This window comes from Chloroflexus sp. MS-CIW-1 (assembly GCF_030444705.1).
In the GTDB taxonomy this organism is placed as follows: Bacteria; Chloroflexota; Chloroflexia; order Chloroflexales; family Chloroflexaceae; genus Chloroflexus.
Genome location: NZ_JAUBWR010000001.1, coordinates 536,009 through 555,715, shown reverse-complemented (window position 1 = coordinate 555,715; position 19,707 = coordinate 536,009). Strand labels below are relative to the sequence as shown.

The 19,707-nt window shown below is 52.5% G+C and carries 10 protein-coding genes; 4 read left to right on the top strand and 6 right to left on the bottom strand.

What is annotated here, in order from left to right; genetic code table 11:
- The first annotated feature begins 6 nt into the window (after positions 1–6).
- Complete coding sequence (locus QTO31_RS02220; protein ID WP_301427953.1) at positions 7–1,449, top strand: MFS transporter; 1,443 nt, start codon at positions 7–9, stop codon at positions 1,447–1,449.
- A 506-nt stretch (positions 1,450–1,955) separates the two neighbouring features.
- Here the strand turns inward: QTO31_RS02220 and QTO31_RS02215 are convergent.
- From QTO31_RS02215 to QTO31_RS02200, 4 genes are all read right to left on the bottom strand, one after another.
- On the bottom strand, positions 1,956–3,029 hold the full coding sequence (locus QTO31_RS02215) for a CAP domain-containing protein (protein ID WP_301427952.1): 1,074 nt from the start codon (positions 3,027–3,029) through the stop codon (positions 1,956–1,958).
- Positions 3,030–3,264: 235 nt separating this feature from the next.
- Positions 3,265–4,110, bottom strand: coding sequence for a hypothetical protein (locus QTO31_RS02210; protein ID WP_301427951.1), 846 nt, complete (start codon positions 4,108–4,110; stop codon positions 3,265–3,267).
- A gap of 76 nt (positions 4,111–4,186) precedes the next feature.
- Positions 4,187–4,519, bottom strand: a complete 333-nt coding sequence (locus tag QTO31_RS02205) for a DMT family transporter (protein ID WP_301427950.1) — start codon at positions 4,517–4,519, stop codon at positions 4,187–4,189.
- A 10-nt stretch (positions 4,520–4,529) separates the two neighbouring features.
- A complete protein-coding gene (locus QTO31_RS02200; protein ID WP_031458213.1) occupies positions 4,530–5,441 on the bottom strand; it encodes a LysR family transcriptional regulator in 912 nt (303 codons plus the stop codon).
- A gap of 886 nt (positions 5,442–6,327) precedes the next feature.
- Here QTO31_RS02200 and QTO31_RS02195 point away from each other — a divergent pair.
- The gene (locus QTO31_RS02195) at positions 6,328–7,914 is read left to right on the top strand and encodes a proton-conducting transporter membrane subunit (RefSeq protein ID WP_301427949.1); all 1,587 of its coding nucleotides are present in this window, start codon (positions 6,328–6,330) and stop codon (positions 7,912–7,914) included.
- A gap of 26 nt (positions 7,915–7,940) precedes the next feature.
- Positions 7,941–10,472 (top strand): YbcC family protein, encoded by a 2,532-nt coding sequence (locus QTO31_RS02190; RefSeq protein ID WP_301427948.1) that lies wholly within the window; start codon positions 7,941–7,943, stop codon positions 10,470–10,472.
- Between the two features lie 258 nt (positions 10,473–10,730).
- On the opposite strand, the gene QTO31_RS02185 is transcribed toward QTO31_RS02190, so the two are convergent.
- Together QTO31_RS02185 and QTO31_RS02180 are read right to left on the bottom strand one after the other, a co-directional pair.
- Positions 10,731–11,993, bottom strand: a complete 1,263-nt coding sequence (locus tag QTO31_RS02185; protein ID WP_301427947.1) for a sensor histidine kinase — start codon at positions 11,991–11,993, stop codon at positions 10,731–10,733.
- Between the two features lie 33 nt (positions 11,994–12,026).
- Positions 12,027–15,008 (bottom strand): clostripain-related cysteine peptidase, encoded by a 2,982-nt coding sequence (locus QTO31_RS02180; protein ID WP_301427946.1) that lies wholly within the window; start codon positions 15,006–15,008, stop codon positions 12,027–12,029.
- Between the two features lie 712 nt (positions 15,009–15,720).
- Between QTO31_RS02180 and QTO31_RS02175 the strand changes: the two genes are divergently transcribed.
- Positions 15,721–19,404 (top strand): DNA-directed RNA polymerase subunit beta, encoded by a 3,684-nt coding sequence (locus QTO31_RS02175; RefSeq protein WP_301427945.1) that lies wholly within the window; start codon positions 15,721–15,723, stop codon positions 19,402–19,404.
- Positions 19,405–19,707: the final 303 nt, after the last annotated feature.

The following is a 19,707-nucleotide window of genomic DNA, read 5'->3' as shown; positions in this document are numbered from 1 at the left end:
ATCCCTATGGCCGCCCCGTTGTCGGCTCCCTCAGAGCGTTTGCCCCTCGCGACCCGGCTGGCGTTCGGTGCTGGTGATTTAGGTCCGGCCATCGCCACCATTATTGCTTCGTTCTTCCAGCTCTATTTCCTCACCACCATTGCCGGTCTACCTCCTGGCCTGGCGGGCACAATACTGCTTATCGTCAAAATTTGGGATGCGGTGAACGACCCGATTATCGGCTGGCTGACTGATAAAACCCAGACCCGCTGGGGACGACGGCGACCATGGCTGTTGTTTGGTGCCGCCCCATTTGGCTTGCTCTTCTTTTTACAGTGGATTGTTCCTCCATTCGATGTGACCGGTAAATTTATTTACTATCTGGTGATCGCTCTTCTCTTTGATACAGCGTTTACAGTGGTAAATGTGCCGTATACAGCACTTACCCCCGAATTGACCCGCGACTACGACGAACGTACTGCACTCAATTCATATCGCTTCGCCTTTAGTATTGGCGGGAGTCTGCTTGGTGGCATTTTGCACCAGATTATTGTAGGGCAATTTGCCGATCAACAAACTGGTTATCTGGTCTCAGGCGCCGTTATCGGGGTGCTTATTGCGCTTCCCTTCCTCTGGTGTTTTTTCGGCACTCGTGAGCGTTACGAACCAGAACCCGGCAGCGAAGAGTTGAGTCTACCGGATCAGATTCGGTATGTTTTTAAAAATCGTCCCTTTCTCTTTGTGGTTGGAATCTACATGTTCTCCTGGCTGGCAGTACAGGTTACTTCTAGCGTCCTCACCTTCTTCATAGTGTTTTGGTTAGGAAGTATTCCACAGTTCCCGCATGTCAGTTTTGGTCTGACATTTAACACCGTCAACGATCTGATCCCAGTGATGTTATTCGCAGTTCAGGGTTCAGCCCTCGTGTTTCTGTTTGTCTGGAGTGCAGTAAGTCGGCGGATTGGTAAAAAGGCAGTCTACATGATCGGCAGCCTGATCTGGATCGGTGTGCAGGCATTTCTATTCTTTCTACAGCCCGAACAGATCGATCTGGCGATCATTCTTGGCCTGATTGCCGGTGCGGGTGTTGCCACTGCCTATCTCATCCCGTGGAGTATGATGCCCGATATTATTGAGCTTGATGAACTTGAGACCGGTCAACGTCGGGAGGGCATGTTCTACGGATTTATGGTGTTCTTGCAAAAGATGGGGTTGGCGCTAGGGTTATTTCTGGTCGGTCAGATTTTACAATTTTCCGGCTTTAACGAAAATCTGCAACCCGGTCAGCAACCCGAAAGCGCCTTGCTAGCAATTCGCTTACTGATTGGCCCAATGCCAACCTTGATCCTGATCAGCGGGATGGTTCTGACAGCCTTCTACCCAATTACAAAAGCCAGTCATGCGGAAACACTGGCGAAACTGGCGCTACGGCGAAGCGAGCGTTTTGATCGAGCTTCCTCAAGGCGTTAGGTGACAGCTCGGCAGAACCACTCCGAGCCATCCTGTCGTGGGAAATGCAGGGCATTGTCTGGTGCCCTTTTGTCAGATCGGTAGCAATCCGAGCAGGGGTGAGGCACCAACGGGTTCCTTCGCCTCATCCGCTAGGATTGTGTCGGCGACAGGATGGCCGTGTCTCGTGTTGCATCCATTGTCCGACAGGTTGCAATTGTCGTAATGTGGTAACGAGGTATTCGGGTAGGCGCTAAGAAAAACGTCTTTGGCAAATCCGTTTCATTCATCTGACCGGATTATCACTTACAAGAACACCCGATACGGCTACGCCTGGATGATTATCTACCCTTCCGCAGACCAGGCGCCTTGTTGTGCACTCAGATAATCACAGCGTGCGGTCGTCTCGTTCTTGCGAATCGGTTGCCTGGCGTGTGGCAAGAACTCTCTCGGTCCTGGTGCAGTGCGCGCCTGGATATTCCCAAGTGCGCCGGTTTCTGAATTGGTGTGCGGTTGCCGCTGGGGCGTCATCGTATTACGAGCGGGATATACACCCGGTTTAGACTACTTGAGCAGGGATTGGTCCTTGCGTCGATCAACTCTGTGACTCCCGACTCTCCGGCAGTGTTGTACGTGCTTACCCGATAGCGGTAGCTCTGACCGCAACTCAGGCCGGTATCGGTATAGGTAGTGACATTCGCTCCCAGGGTGGCAATTCGCTTCCAGGTACTACCGTTCCAGCGGTAAAGGTAAAAGCCGCTCTCGGTACTGGCGTTGTCCTGCCAGGCGAGGGTAATGCTGGTGGCAGTGCTCCCGGTCTGGCGCAGGTTGCTGGGTGATGGCGGTGGTGTGTTATTTTGTACCACAATGGTATCACTTGCCTGGTAGACGGTCGTTCCACGCCGAATCTCCACGAAAACGGTGCGCACTCCATCTCCTGCTGCCAGTGTCCAGGTGTATTCGGTGGCGTATGGTCGCCATTCCGTCCAGGTACTCCCATCATTACTCAGCCGCATCTGCTCCGCCCATCCTGCACCGTAAATGTACAGGTTTACCGTCGACGATGTTGTGACTGCTGCCTCGCCGTTGATCACCACCGGATAGGTATTCCAGCGGCAGCCAAAGGTCTGCGACCAGAAATGGCCGTAGGTTGTGCCGCTACGGTAGGTGTAACCGGCACCGATTTCGCACAAGCCGGTGCGTAGGATATTCTCCCGATGACCGGAGCTACTCATCCACCCATTGATCACCTCCTCTGGCGAGTTATAACCGGCTGCCAGGTTCTCAGCGGCTACGGAATAGAAGTAGCCAAAATCCGGAAAGCGCTGCCTGATACTGCGCCCAAGACTGTCGATGTGTGAGAGGGTATTGCGGTTGGCGTTGTCCTCTACGATGTAGATCGCTGCCTGCTGTAAGTTGTCGTTGCGTTTCAGTGGTGACAGGCCATTTGCCATCCGTATCTCATTCGTTAGCTCAATTACCCGTTGCATCTGGTCGGTTTGGGCAAGGAGTGGGTGGGTGAATGGTGGATCGTTATGAACAAAGAGGATAAGACAGAGACCGGTCAGAAAACTTACAATGCGAAGACCTCGGCTCAACACGAATTGACCTCCTCGTTATTTCAAGATCAACGCTTGTGTGCGCATTGTAGACTGCTGGCAGCTCTGTGGCATGCCCGATGAATCCTATTGCGAGCAATGTTTACAATAAGTTTCGGGCATGTCTCTCTTGGGTGAAAACATTGAAGCCTCTGATTTTGTGCACGGGCGGCTTTTGGTACTGTGGTCGCAAGATCGGTGCGCTTCCCAGCAGGTATTATCGAAGATTTGACGCACTTTAGATCGTGTCCTGATTTATACTGTTTTTCGATGATGTTGTACTGCGATACCAACACTTTGGTAGTGACAATGCCTGACGTGTGGTATTATCGGCATCGAGTGGATGCGGAAAGTCGCTCCGAAATTGATGTTCTTTCAACCGATCACGTCGTAAAAAGGTAAATTCCATTGTACGCGGAATAGTAATATTACCAATAGTGACTGCACCACGTCGATTATTCGGGTGAATGTGAACACAGGCATGGGTTTGTAATAATTTCTCGATGGCGCGACTGGCGAAGAGAAAGAACCATTTGTTCCATAATTGATCGAGATGATGAAATTCAGCCACAATAATCCGAAAACGGTGTAGTAACTCGACCGGTGTTGCCAGAATTACCTCGTACTCTGCACCCTCAATGTCCATTTGCAGTAAGAGATCACCGTTCTCCTGTGGCGGTAGCGATTGATGTACCCAATCGGCCAGCGTGATATACTGACCGTCTGTGAACGCACCGAGAAAGCGCTTGCTAAATCGAAAGGCCGGATGTGGGCAGGGCGGTCCCTCAACAGAGGCATCGGCCATAAAGACGGTCATCCCCCGCCGTGCACAGTCTTGCTCAAAATCGGCAATCTGACCAACGCCGGGAGAGAAACAAGTTGTTATGCCTTCCAGATCGTCGGGGACGAGATACCCGCCATCACCTGATGGCCCGAGGCGAATGAACGGGGTTGATGGCGCCAGCGGATGAAGCTGCTCGATCAGGGTTTGAACATGTGTTTGTGGCGTAAGATTGGTAGGAAACATGCGGCCCTTAGCCAGCAGCCTGATCGCCAGTTGTAAGACTGTATCTTTTACCATCATGTGGCAGCCTGAAAACGATTATTCGGTGCCAATATTGTAGCATTCTATATTGTTGTGATCAATGAATTTTTGATGATTAACGGACTTCAACTTTTGACAAAAGATTCAAAATGATGACCCCGACAATAATAAAACCAATGCCAATCATTGCCCATAGATCGAGATGTTGGCCGTAGAGGATCCAGGCTGCAACCGTGATCAGGACGATACCGATCCCTGACCAGACTGCGTAGGCGATACCTACCGGAATGGCTTCGAGAGCCAGTGACATTGCGTAGAACGAGATAGCATAGCCAATTACGACAATCAATGAGGGTAAAAGGCGAGTAAAACCGGCGCTGGCTTTGAGCGCCGAAGTAGCAACGACTTCGGTGAGAATGGCGATGAGTAAAAAGAGCCAGTATTTCATAGATGTTCCTTTATGTTGGTAAGGAAAGGTCACTGCTTCCCGGTTCTGAAGCAGCGGTCTTCGGTAACACCAGGCTTAGCAGAGGATTGGGAAACCGACGTGCCAGGGTGATTGCGCAAAAGGTTTCTACAAGGTCTGGTAGTTCGGCATATTCGACCACCATGCCGGTCTCTAGCTCATCTTTCACTACGATTGGTGGAATAACCGCCAGAGCGTGATGTTCGCGTACTACGAGACGTAACATTGCCATGTCATCAATCTCGGCGACGATCTTTGGTTGGATATTCAGGCGATGGACGAACGCATCAAAACCAGTTCGTATCGTCGATTCTGGCGAAGGAACTATTATTGGCTCGCTTTGTAACAATTCTGCCAGGGTTTGACGGTAACGGTTTGGATGCGGTTGTCCGATCAAACCAACCGGTTGTGTGTCGATGACGTGGACAATCCACGGTGTGGTCTGATCACTAAAAGGAATCCCGGTTGCCAGAACAACATCTAGATCGTAAAGCTTGAGACTGCCGAGCAGTTCTTCAAGGGTTCCCGAACGAACGATGACCTTGATCTCGGGATTGGCGAACAACGGACGAAGAAAGCCTACTTGAAAGTTGCGCGACAGAGTCGCTAAGGCGCCAACGCGCAAGGTCTTTTGGTGCGACTCCGCAAGTCGGCCAAATGTAGCGAGTAGCTCTTCACCCTTAGCAAAGATCGCATCGGCAAAGTCTAACGCGATGTGACCGGCTTCAGTTAAAACGAGTCGCCGACCGACCCGTTCAAATAGGGGTTGGCCGAGAAATTCTTCAAGGGCATTTATCTGCATTGAGAGGGCTGATTGGGCAATGTTATACTTCTGTGCAGCACGTGTCAGGTTGCCTTCGTGGGCGACAATCCAGAAGTAGCGAAGATGGTGATAATTCAACATAATTCTTTCCATCGGAACGAAGACGTAGCGTCGATCCGAAACTCCTGTTGGCGGAAGGGCGTGGTGTGAGAACCACTTCTACGGTAATGTGGCTTCATAGGTACAGGTCATGCGAGCCTAGGGTTGCGCTCGTGGTGCCCAACGATACCATTCTCCATCTGTCGGCGTATATCGGTCGGGGCGCAGTGGAGCTGTGTCCTTTGGTCAGGGTTTACCTCGTGGTGGCAAAGCGTTGTTCTGCCTCACTGTGCGACGCCATCGGTACCAGGCTGATCGACCATCGTGTTTTACTCATCAACCGGTTTCACCGTTGTGACGTGACGACGAGTTTTCGGATAGGCGCTTACAGAGTTTCCTAGACAGATGCCTGTTCGCGTTCATTCCCGTTCTTACGGTATTTCCTACCGTTGACCATAGCTCTCAGTATGCCAGATGAGATAGTTTTGTGCAATCTGTAAAAGAAACGAGCGTGGAATTCCTCTTTTCCCATACCTTTCTCCCAGCTCCCATCCTCTGCTCAGGGAAGAGAATGACTCCCTTATCTTCCCGCCAGCCCCTCCTCTCGCTCTCGAGCAGAGAACGGAGGAGTGCAGTGCGGGGTTTCTCCTAATCTCCCTCTTTCCTCCCTCCGCATTTCCTCTTTTCTCTCTACCTCACCGCTGCCGGTTGGGATGAAAACGTCGAACAGCCCCGGTCATTCCAGGCGCTGTAGACTGCTGTTTGTCCGGCGTTGCTCTTCCTTCGCTATGCAGGAAGCCGAACAATTGGGCTGGATTTATTTGTTCTGTTAAAAAGAATGTTTTTTGAAGATACATATATTTTTCTGACAGGTACTCCCATGATACTATTGAAACATCGAAATCATTGTGAAGGAGGAAACAAGGGTATGGGTAGTGAGCTGGTTCAGACTGGAGCGCTGTTGGGGTATCTTCCCTCGCTATTGCTGATAGCGGTGGCTCTCCTGGCAGCAAGCAATGTACTGCATTCGGTTGATTTGACCTTTCAGCTTGGCCGTCTCATCGGTATCGGCTCGTTTCTGCTGTTCCTCGGCATTGGGATGGTTGTTTTTACGTCGGGGCCGATGGTGAGTCCGATCATTGGTAGCGGTGAGATCGGTCTTCAGATACGTTTTGATGCGCTGAGTGTCTTACTATCGTGGCTGGTGATCTTGCTGGGTACCTTACTAATCCAGTTTAGCCGCAACTATCTTGATGGCGATCCACGACAGAAAGTGTTTTTTCTCCGTCTTTACCTGACAATCGGCGCCGTTCTCTTAATGATATTGGCCGGCAACCTTTGGCAATTGGTGTTGGCCTGGATCGGTACCAGCCTCGCGCTCCATGAATTGCTCGTGTTTTATCCTGAACGTCCACGTGCAATCCGTGCAGCACGGAAAAAATTTATCGTGGCCCGTGTTGGTGATCTCTGTTTGATCATTGCTGCTGTGCTGTTGTTTCGCGATTTTGGCACCACCGATATTGGTGCGATCCGCGACGCAGCCAGCGCTGCTCTGGCAAGTGGGAATATTCCGAATGGCGCGGCCACAGCAGCGATCTTTATTGTCTTTGCCGCTTCACTGAAATCGGCGATGTTCCCCTTCCATGGCTGGTTGTTGGAGGTGATGGAGACACCTACTCCGGTATCAGCCCTGCTCCACGCCGGTCTGCTGAACGCTGGTATCTTCCTGGTCGTGCGTTTTGGGGAGGTGGTGTTTCTTTCAACACCGGCGCTCATGATGTTAATTGCGATCGGTGGCTTCACTGCTATTTTTGCCTCATCGGCAATGATCACTCAGAGCAGTGTGAAAGTTTCGTTGGCTTACTCAAGCGCTGCCCACATGGCCTTCATGATCATGCTGTGCGGATTTGGCGCCCATACTGTGGCCATCATGCATCTCATTGCCCATTCTTGCTACAAAGCTCACGCCTTTCTCTCGTCAGGGAGCATCATCGAATACGTTCGGAATACGGGCGCACAGCGTCTCGATAAGGTTCCCCACCCGCTGGCGCTGCTCGTCAATGGTGCGTTAACGGTAGCAATCTTTCTTGCCGTTGCCACAGCTCTGGGCATCGACGTTACGAAGCGACCGGCTGAAACGGCGATGATCACGATCTTTATGCTCGCCGTTGCCTATCTGATGGTAAAGGGTAACACCGGTAAGGCGCCGTTGTACGTTATCAGCCGCACGACAATGATGGCCGCGTTGGTGACGGTTGCGTTCTTCATCCTTGAGGTACTGGCAGAAGCCCTGCTTGGTAGAGCGGTCGCCGTTTACCCAACGCTGAATGCGCCTGTGCTTATTTCAGTATGGACAGCAGTGGTTGTATTCGCCATCGTGATCATACTCAGCTCCTATTTACCGGCCCTGGTGAATCGCCCTGCCTGGCGTGCGTTCTACGTACATCTGAAGAACGGCTTTTACGCTAACACGCTGTTTGATCGTCTGATCGATATGGTACGTCTAGCTCGCTAATTCGTAAACCCACGGAGGCAATACCAATGAGTGTACTTGAAACGCAGTTCAGTGCTCAGGCCGTTGTCGTGACACCCATACCTACAGTTTCCCGCGACAGAATTATCTGTGCGGTAAAACAGGCCGAACAGCGTATCGCACCCTTATGGCCATTACGGAACTTTGTAGCAGTGAATCCGTTCCTCGGTCTGGCGGATGTGCCGTTCGCTACCGCAGCGCAGCTTCTGCTTGGTCGAGCGGGAGCACGGATGACCGCACCACGTGCTTTCTATGCACGGCTCATCAGTGATGGGCGGATAACCGATGCCGATCTGGCGACGGCAATTGCGGAACATAGTTCATTACGACATGCGCCGAAAGGTGTCGCTGAACTCAAGGCATTTGCATTCAGTGACACCACCGAAGCGACATATCCAGTACTACCGACCGTCGCTGATGTCGCTTCTACGCTAACCGGTATCAATTGGGCAGATGTCGTTACTGATGCCATTTCTACCTGGGCTGGCGCATACTTCGACCTTGGTCAGTCTTACTGGCGCTCACCGTGGGCACAATTACCGGCTTACGCAGCGTGGCGGGCCGAGGCAATGCACGACCGTAGTCCTCAAGTGAGAGGGTTACGCCGTTTTCGGCAGACGGTGCAAGAATTCCCAGAGACTGCCCTGGAGACGATTGTGGCAGCGGTGAACATATTACAGATTCCCAATGACGGATTGGAGGCCTATCTGCATCGTCTCCTGCTGACAATTCATGGCTGGGCCAGCTATGCCCGTTATCTACGCTGGAATGCCGAACTCTACGGTGGTGAAGACAGTACGCTCACCGATCTGCTGGCGATCCGAATTGTTTGGGAAGTTGCTCTTTGGAAAAGCCTGGCAGGGAAAGGCCTTGCAGAGGCATGGCATAAGCGAAAGCAGGAATTGAGTGATGTACGTCTGGCGGAACACGTTCAGCGTGCACTGGCAGGTGACATTCTGCTTCAACGGGCCTTCGAGAAATCGTATCAGCGTCAGCTCTTCACTCAACTCGGTTCAAAACAGACTGCCACTGTTGTCCAACAAAGGCAACGCAAGCGCGTTCAAGCAGCATTCTGTATCGATGTACGTTCTGAGGTCTTCCGACGGGCACTTGAAACGGTAAGCAGTGAGATCGAAACGATTGGTTTTGCCGGATTTTTCGGTTTTCCAATCGAGTATGTTCCTCTGGCAGAGGTTCATGGTGGTGCGCAGTGTCCGGTGTTGCTAACACCACAGTTCGTAATTGCCGAGACTGTTGAGGGCAAACCAGAGCAGGAAGTGGCAGCGATTGTAGCGAAGCGTGCAATGAATCAGCGGGTTGCTAAGGCCTGGCGAATGTTCAAGTTTGGTCCAGTCTCCTGCTTCGGCTTCGTTGGACCGGTTGGTCTTGCCTATGTGCGGAAACTGTTGCTAGACACACTTGGGATCACGCGACCGGTCCCTCATCCAGCACAGTTTGGCCTGGATGCGCGAACTCGTGCACACGTGGCTCCCACTCTTGATCCATGGATAATAGACGGTCGCAGTACCGGCATGTCAATTGAGCAGCGGGTGGCGGCAGCAGCGGGTGCACTCAAGGCAATGTCATTGACTGATAATTTCGCCCGTATTGTGTTACTGACCGGTCACGGTTCAACGACGGTGAATAATCCGCATGCTACCGCTCTCGATTGTGGCGCGTGTGGTGGGCACACTGGTGAGGCTAATGTGCGAGTTGCAGTGCGCATCTTGAACGATCCGGCTGTGCGTGTCAAATTGCGCGAGCAAGGGATTATCATTCCCGATGACACGATATTTGTTGCTGGTCTACACGATACTACGACCGATGATGTTGTCATTTTCGATAAACATACCATCCCGAATAGTCATGCTGCTGACCTCAAACGACTGGAAGCCGACCTGGCCGCAGCCGGACGATTGGCCCGCGCTGAACGATCGGTACTGCTCAAGCTCGACCGCAACAACAAGCTTGATGATTTAGTTCGCCATCGGAGTAAAGATTGGTCGCAGGTGCGCCCAGAGTGGGGATTGGCTGGATGTGCCGCGTTTATTGTTGCACCACGCGATCATACAGCGGGCATTAAGCTGGATGGACGCGCCTTTCTCCATTCGTACAACTGGCAGCAGGATACCGATTTCAGCGTCCTGGAGCTTATCATGACAGCTCCTATGATTGTTGCCAGTTGGATCAACCTCCAATATTATGGTTCAACAGTTGATAATCGAGTCTTCGGGAGTGGTAACAAAACGCTGCACAACGTTGTCGGAACGCTCGGCGTCTTAGAAGGCAACTCAGGTGATTTGCGGGTGGGATTGCCGTGGCAATCGGTTCACGATGGCGCGAAGTATGTGCACGAACCACTCCGTTTACACGTGTTGATTGAAGCGCCAATCGATGCAATGACTGCAATCATCGCAAAGCACGAGCAGGTTCGGCAACTCCTCGATAACGGTTGGCTCTATCTGTTTGCTCTTGATGACCGGGGTAACGTGTCTCACAAATATGTCGGTCATCTGAAATGGGAGCCGTGTGGTACGTAATAAGTTCATCCCAAAAACGATGTCGCCTGTAACTGGATTAGGCAGGCGAAGGGAATACCTTCGCCTGATCTTTCACTGCATTGATAATTGGTAATTTACAGTAGGGGCACGGCGCCGCCGTGCCCCTATTAACGAAATCACACATCGAATGAGGCAATGCCTTATCTCTCCAGGTGGAAGCCGACGGTTGTCAAACAGTCTACGATACTATCGGTACCTGAACGTGGTACAGGATACAGGATTAATGTAATGCTTCTACTACACACGCACAGGCAGTTGGACAATGAAGGTACTGCCTCGTCCAACTTCGCTCTCCAGTGAGATACTGCCACCATGGGCCTCCACAGCCAGCCGGCAAAAGTAGAGACCCAAACCGGTGCCTTGCCGACGATCATGGTCACGGGCCTGGTAAAAGCGTTCAAAGATGTGAGCCTGGGCTTCGGCAGGAATACCTTGACCAGTATCGCTGACCCGGATTTCAACACTGTGTCCGTTGTTTGTTACTTGTGCGGTTATTCGTACCTCACCGCCTGCAGGGGTAAACTTCATCGCATTTGAAATCAGGTTGGTCAGTACCCGTTCAATCAAATGAGCGTCTACGGGCACAATAGGCAGCTCAGCGGGTATTTCAACCCGTATCTGTGGGTGATCGATATGGGACAGTTGCCGAAGAGGATCGCAAACGGTTTTGATCAGGTTGACTAGATTCGTAGGTTGCAACTGTAATGACCAGCTACTGGTTTCAAGCCGTGCTGAATCGAGCACGGTGTTGACCAGGCTGAGCAGGTAGGTTGCGCTCTCCTGCGCAACTCCCAGCAATTCCTGATGAGCATTTGGATCAAACCCCTGCCGTTGCAGTGCCTTCAGACTGATGAGCAACGTATGCAGTGGCGCCCGCATGTCGTGGACGATCATGTTCGTTTGATCTTCGTGGTTGCGGAGACGCTCGGTGAGCGAACGATTTGCCAGCGTGAGCGTGACGTGCTGACGAGCAGCGAAATCGAGTGCCTGATTAGCAATGTGCAAGAGCAGGCTGGTTGGTGGTGGCTGCAACCGTAATAGCGCAGCACGTTGCATCATCGGAATAGCACCATCAAGTATCTCGCCAATTGCCAGCAGGTCTTCGGGTGCGCAACTCCATTGAGCATCGTACAATTGCAAATCGGCATCGCGTTCGAGTGGTTCCATCGGAATTGCAACTAGGGCATAGCCGTAGCGCGGGCCGATTCCAATCAGTGCGACTCCCGTACCGTTGGTAACCAGGTTGCTGCGCTGAATCGGCAATGCAATGTCTTGCAGCACCAGATCAGCCCAATGGCCACCCTTGGCGCCAGCGACCAACACCGATCCTCCTTCGGCCAATGTTGCATAGCTTAACGTTTGGGTCAGTTGGATGAGCGTTGCTGGTGTATAACCTCCGGCAACCCCCATTCGGAGACAGGCCCTCAGTGCACCAACTTCTGGTATCGTCTTTACCGCTCCGAGTTGTGCGCCAATTTCCCGTTGCTGTTGCCCCCCCACGGTTCGTTCCTTCCTCGCTGCGTAGTTTTTCTACTACCCGATAACGAGGCTTGCGAGCATGGCGTTAAAGAGATCAAGTTGATTGTCAAAACTATTTTCTGGCGCTTCGAACATGATCAGGTATGTCCATCCGGTTGTAGGGCTGGTAGCCACGATGGCAACCACATAGCTGTTGGTACCCTGCTGATCTGGATAGACATACTCAATCTTAAGTCCGTCGATTCCAGAGATGCGGAAATCGGTTTCATTGACACGCAGTTCACCATTTTGCTCGACCAGGCGCTTCAATTCCCGCATCAGGATGCTGGTAGCAGTTGCTGGATCGTCGTCTACGAACTTGTAGACATCAACCACAACGTATACACCGTCATCGATCGCACGGTGAGCGAAAATAATCCGATCGTTGCCGGTATCTGTTGCACGCCAGGATTGTGGATAATCCATGGCAAAGCCCAGGTTGCTTTCATAGCGCTGAAAACCAGCCTGAGCGGCACCGGGTGGTACAAGCACAGTACTGGGATTTGTGGCTATGTTGGCATTATTAACTGAAACATCAACGTAGTCGTAGTGATAATTGCCGGAAATGTCGCGTACCAGGAATCCCATCACGTAATTGCCGTTGAGTGTAGGCGCACGTACTGCTGTGAGCGGTTTTTCACCAAAGGTGATAGTCTGGCCCTCGAAACGATTAACCTCTAGCTTACTACCGGTGTCAGTGTACGAACGGTAGTAGGCAGTGAAGGTATCGCCAGGGCGTGGTGTTAGCTCAAACGGTTGCGGTTCCTGTTTACCGGCGCTGCGGGGGAAGCCCCAGATTCGTACAAGCTGTGCTTCACTGCCCTGGATCGAAAAGATCAAACCGGCATTGATCTTCTCTCCAGTCGCTGTTGAGGTGTAGATACCTTCAACACCGTAGAATTCAGAGCCATACTTGATCGGTCCAAGCAACACCTCAATCGAGTCCTTCCCATTGTTCAGGTACCAGCTTGTTGCATCCCAGCTCAGTCGTAAATTATACTCACCAGCATCCCAGTTTGGTACCTGATTGCCGGGAATAGTTCCTGGTGGGTAGATGAAATCGACCTGGATCAGATCAACGGTATCGCGCCGATCATTAGGAATGCCGATGAATTGAAAGACGTAAGCAATATCGCTGCCAGCAACGGTGCCGGTCAAATGAGCCGGTGTATTGACACTCACTACCTCACGGTTGATGACCAGATTGCTGATGGTTGGGCGCTGCACGGCGACACTACCGGCTTGATGGTAAGCGCGCAGAAATTCTTCCCACGCTGTCGCTCGTGGTAATGGTGAAGCCCGTTCGTACATCTCGGCATAGAGTTCGGCCAGTTGCGGGAAGTAAATCGAGAGGCCACCACTTTCCCGATGATACTTGCCTGCTCCGTGCGCAATACGCGCCTGTTCAATGGTTTGTAGTAATTGGTTGGCTCGATCTACTATCGTGCTACTAGCGCGTTGTTGGGGGAGGAGGGTCAGAAAATGGGGCAGATCGATGGCATTGAAATCTTCTGAGTAGGCCGGTGCGTACACGTTGGTGAACGAACGGGCCTGCCCAATCGCATTGTAGCTCTGCTGCACTTCACGCTGTAGTGTTTGCGCCAGTGTGTTAATGCCATTCACGATATTGTTGACTTGTGTCAAGTCGAATGCCGACAATGTGACTTCGTCTGCTCTGCTACCCCTAAACGAATCCATATATGTTTGGACAATAACTGGTGCAATCGCGAAGCCATCCTGATCAGGATTGGCAACCAGTTGTTCGAGCCACGCATCCCATGCCCAACCACTGTTCGGTTCTAGTTCGGCCGATGCCACTGCAACTTGTCCGTATGGGGCAATGGTTTGTAAGACATCGATCTGTGCCATCAGACAGGCATCAAATCCGATCAGTTCAAACCCTCCGATCTGAGTACGACTCAGAGCATTCTGGAAGGCTGAGCTGATTTCGGGCAAATTGAGCACATCGTTGTCAGTATCATCACTGGCAATTCCTAACCACGAAGCACCGTGATCCCAGAGAATAATGGCGTAGCGACGTGCTGGATAGGTCTCGATGCCCCAGCTTAGGAACTCGGTTAACGTTGCCGGATCACCCATGTTGGTCTCACCTAGATCGGCAACTGCATGATCCGGCGTTGGTTCCATACCTGCCTCAACCCGGAAGCGCAGCGTTCCCTCCCAATTATCGTAACGCTCGTCATCCCAGGTTTCCGGCGATCGGATTCGATCCAGTTGCACAACAATGTGTACCCGTTCGGTTGAACCGACGCGGGCCATTTCGAGAAAGTCGTCGAGCGCATCTGCCTCCAGATTATTGTCACCGTCCAGGTAAACCAGGATTGTCCAATCGGCAGCATTTGCAGGTAACTCGCGGGTAGGAATGGCTGGTGGAGGTGTGGTTGGCGAGGGAGAGATGCCACTTCCTTCACCGCTGTTATTGCTATTGTTGCTCCCACCGGCAATGATACCGCTCCGATTCAGCAGCATCACGCTGCCGGTGACAGCTCCGGCCAGGATGATGCAGGTAAACAGTCCACCGATCAACAGCCAGATCGGGAAACGTCGTGGTTTGGGCTGTGCTGGAGCTGGCGGAACAGGCGGTAGGCGAAATCCGCCGTCTGCCGGTGCAGGCGATGGTTGCGCCGACCAGCCGGGGGCGGCTGGTGTTGAACCAACCGGTAACGTTGGATCGAGCGTGGCACCGGCAGGCTCTTCAAACCGGAATATTTCGTCGCCAATAACGAAAGTATCACCAGGTCGTAATATCTGACGCTGAATGAGTTGGCCGTTCAAAACGGTACCGTTAGAACTTCCCAAATCGATTAAGAGATAGACCCCACCTTCACGTCTGATCTCGGCATGCCGACGCGAAGCACGCTGACTGGTAATGACGATAGTATTGTCTGGTGAGCGGCCAAAGGTGATCGGTGTATTGCCTAGTGGAAAGATTCGACCGCTGAGTGGGCCACTGACGGCAACGATCCGAGCTGTCATAGAGCAGTTTCCCCTGGTGATATGCAAGCACAGTCGAATTGTAGCACGCTATCAATACGTTGAATATGGGAAAAAGGTTACATTTGCTCAGACTCGCTGAAGCCGGATCGACGTGTAGCAGAGCGTTTGCGATGTACTCCTGATCAGTCGAGAGTACAGTCCTCTACACTTCATCGAGGATGACACACAAGAATATTTCTATTACCGGTTTGTACTCGATAGAACGTCGTACCCTCATCGAGATTCCCAATCCGTCTTCCGTATCTGTGGAGGTGCGCAGCTTCCTGTTGCGATGAGATGAAAGGCTATGACCAGAACCCGTTTCCCCGTTGCGCACCGAGATGCACGCGGAGAAGCTCTCTCACCTTACCCCAGCCTCTTTCTCACCAGTGGTAAGGACGGGGGACGAAGGCCGGCTCACTACCCACTCTCATGTATCTCTTTTCATGAAACTGGCAAAAACCCCTTGCTCTTCTTCCATAGTTGTGGTATCATCATTATTCGCGATCTATATTATGCGCACGACGTAAGCAGTGTGAATGGTAGGACGTCCCCGTGTGGGGCAATACAATTTTAAAACAAACGATGTGCCGGAGCAGTCCACCTGCGGCCCGCTGATGGGTAGTGCCGCAGGTTGGCTATTTATGTTTTTTGCAACGTCGAACGCAACACCGTGTGCTGAACCGTAAGCGTTATACAGAGAGAGGTGCGTATGCCCCCGTTGATTGAGAGCGTGGTTCTTCAGCCGTTGATCGCCCCGATCGACCCGGGCGCCGATGGGCGTCGGTCGCGCCGGATTGAGCGTCGCTCGTTCGCCCGCATTAAAGATGCCATCGATCTGCCATTACTGATTGAAACTCAGCTCAAGAGTTTTGAATGGTTCAAGCGGGAGGGGCTGCGCGAACTCTTTGATGAGATTTCGCCCATTACCGATTTTACCGGAAAAAACCTTGAACTCCACTTCCGTGACTATACGTTTGGTGAGCCGCGCTACGATGAATTCGAGTGCCGTGAGCGCGATTTGACCTACGCCGCTCCGCTGCGCGTGAAGGTTGAATTGCGTATCCTGACCACCGGTGAAATCAAGGAGTCCGAAATCTTTCTCGGCGATTTCCCGATGATGACTGATAACGGTACCTTTGTGTACAATGGTGCCGAACGGGTGGTGGTCTCACAGTTGATCCGCTCTCCTGGTGTCTATTTCAAAGATGAGAAAGACCCTACCAGTGGGCGGGCACTCCATACGGCGAAACTGATCCCTAATCGTGGCGCCTGGCTTGAATTCGAGACGAATAAGCGCGATGTTATCAGCGTGAAGGTTGATCGCAAGCGCAAGATTCCGGTGACGATTCTGCTGCGTGCGATTATGGCCTGGCAGGCCGAAGAGAATGGTCAGGGGCGCTGGGTGCCGGATAACGAACTCGACAAGTATGGTCATAATGACCAGATTATCGAGTTGTTCCGCCATGTCGATACGGTGCTCGAACATCAGTATATCCATGCGACCCTCGATAAAGACCCTTCGCGGAATGCCAAAGAGGCATTGCTGGAACTGTATAAGCGGCTCCGTCCTGGTGATCCGCCAACGCTAGAGAATGCTCGTTCGCTGATTGAGTCGCTGCTGTTCAATCCACGCCGCTATGATCTGGCGAAGGTTGGACGCTACAAGCTGAATAAGAATCTCTGGGAACGTGATGCCCGTCGCGACAACGCAAAAGCTCCCGACCTCAGTGTGCGGGTGTTGCTGCCGCGTGACATCTTCCGCATTGTTGAGCAGCTTATTTTGCTCAATAATGGTCACGGGCGTCCCGATGATATTGACCATCTCGGTAACCGACGGGTACGCACCGTCGGCGAGCTGATTCAACAGCAGTTCCGGGTTGGTTTGCTCCGTCTCGAGCGGGTGGTGAAAGAGCGGATGTCGCTCCAAGACCCGGCTAGTGCTACTCCCAATGGCTTAATCAATATTCGACCGGTTGTCGCCGCCATGCGCGAGTTTTTTGGTGGTTCGCAGTTGAGCCAGTTTATGGATCAGACCAATCCACTGGCTGAGCTGACCAATAAGCGCCGGCTTTCTGCCCTTGGTCCTGGTGGTCTTTCGCGTGACCGGGCCGGTTTTGAAGTGCGTGACGTACACCACTCGCACTACGGGCGTATCTGCCCAGTCGAGACTCCAGAAGGGCCGAACATCGGTCTGATCGGTACGATGTCAACCTTTGCCCGTGTCAATGAGATGGGCTTTCTCGAAACACCTTATCGCAAGGTGTATAACAGCATTGATAACGCCCATGTCTGGAAGGAAAAGGGCATCCTGCTGCGCGACGTGCGTGATTTGCGTACCGGCGATCTGATTGCCGCCAAAGGGACAAGGGTAGATGATCAGATTGCCCGCCAGATCACTATTGGTCTCCTGCGTGGTCAGATCCTGCGTGAAGACATCGTTGATCCCAATACCGATGAGCTGATCGCTGAAGCTGGTACCGAGATTAATCGTGCGCTGGCCGAACGGATTGTCGAATTGCCGATCAGGCATATCAAGATTCGTCCGGTCGTCTCGCAAGAGGTCGATTACCTCAGTGCTGATGAGGAAGATCGCTTCGTTATTGTGCAGGCAAACGCTCCACTCGATCAGCATAACCGCTTCCTTGAAACGACTGTCTCGTGTCGCTTCGGCGAAGATTTCGTCACCGAACGGGTGGAACGGGTTGATTACATGGACGTGTCACCCAAGCAGGTGGTGAGTGTCTCTACGTCGTTGATCCCCTTCCTCGAGCACGATGATGCGAACCGTGCGCTGATGGGATCGAACATGCAACGGCAAGCGGTGCCATTACTGCGCCCCGATGCGCCCATCGTCGGTACCGGTATGGAATACCGCGCTGCTCGCGATAGTGGTCAGGTGGTTGTCGCCCGTCGTGATGGCGTGGTGGTCAGTGCCACCAGCGACCGAATCGTGATTGAGGAAGATGACGGGAATCGTACTGAATACCGTCTGCGCAAGTTTATGCGCAGTAACCAGGATACCTGCATCAATCAGCGTCCGGCAGTGGTTCGTGGTCAGCGGGTCAAGGCTGGTGAGGTGATTGCCGATAGCTCAAGTACCGATCAAGGTGAACTGGCCCTTGGTCAGAATGTTTTGGTGGCCTATATGCCGTGGGAAGGCGGTAACTTCGAGGACGCCATCCTTGTCAGTGAACGGTTGGTACGCGAAGATATCTTTACCTCAATCCACATCGAGAAGTACGAGGTGGAAGCTCGCGATACCAAACTCGGCCCTGAAGAGATTACCCGCGATATTCCCAACGTCGGTCAAGAGAGCCTGCGGAATCTTGATGAGCGCGGTATCATCTATATCGGCGCTGAAGTGCAGCCAAATGATATTTTGGTTGGCAAGATTACACCGAAAGGCGAAACCGATCTCACCGCTGAAGAGCGCTTGCTGCGGGCAATCTTTGGTGAGAAGGCTCGTGAAGTCAAAGATAGCTCGCTGCGCGTACCAAACGGCGTGCGCGGGAAGGTGATCGATGTCAAAGTCTTCTCGCGCAGTGAAGGTGCTGAATTGCCGGTTGGTGTGAACCAGACGGTGCGAGTCTTGCTGTGTCAGAAGCGAAAGATCAGCGCTGGCGACAAAATGGCCGGTCGCCACGGAAATAAGGGTGTGGTGTCACGGGTCCTGCCAATTGAAGATATGCCGTTCCTACCCGATGGCCGCCCAGTAGATATTATTCTGAACCCCATCGGTGTGCCGTCGCGTATGAACATTGGGCAGATTCTGGAAACACACCTGGGCTGGGCTGCGGCCCGTCTCGGCTTCCGCGTGGCTACGCCTGTGTTCGATGGCGCTCGTGAGGATCAGATCAAAGAGCTGTTGGTACAGGCGGGTCTGCCGGCCGATGGCAAGATTACGCTCTACGATGGCCGTACCGGCGAGAAATTCGATAATCCGGTGACGGTGGGCTATGCGTATATGCTCAAGCTTGCTCACCTCGTCGAAGATAAGATTCACGCACGCTCAACCGGCCCTTACAGTCTGGTGACCCAACAGCCCCTCGGCGGTAAGGCGCAGTTTGGTGGTCAGCGCTTCGGTGAGATGGAAGTCTGGGCACTTGAAGCCTACGGTGCTGCCTACACGTTGCAAGAGATGCTGACCGTGAAATCAGACGATGTGGTTGGTCGCGTCAAGACTTACGAGGCTATCGTGAAGGGTGAACCGATCCAGGAAGCCGGTGTGCCCGAGAGCTTCAAGGTGCTGATTAAGGAATTGCAGAGCCTTGGTCTCAGTGTCGAAGTGTTGAGTGCCGATGAGAAGCCGGTTGAGCTGAGTGATGATTTCGACAGCGACATCGGTGCCCTGGAGGGTATTAACCTGAGCGGTATGGAACGTGGTGAGTTCTGAGCGTGTTTCTGAATGTTATACCTCTTCCGCGTATGTTGGTAGCGGAAGAGGTATGGACTGTGATGAGGGTTGTGGTCCGTTTGTGACGTTGCCCTGATCTGAGGAGAATGTTCAGATACGCACTACTCGCCTCGTCATACACGGCGGTTCTTCTCGTCGCTATGCAGGTTGAGGGGAAAGTTGTTGGTAACGACAGTATCAGAGTCGCTTTCTTCCCTAATCTGAGGCGTCTGTCTGATGGGTAGCACTGCCTGCCAGATAGATGAAACGGACCTTCGCTCATACGAGCACTGTTGTGGCTGA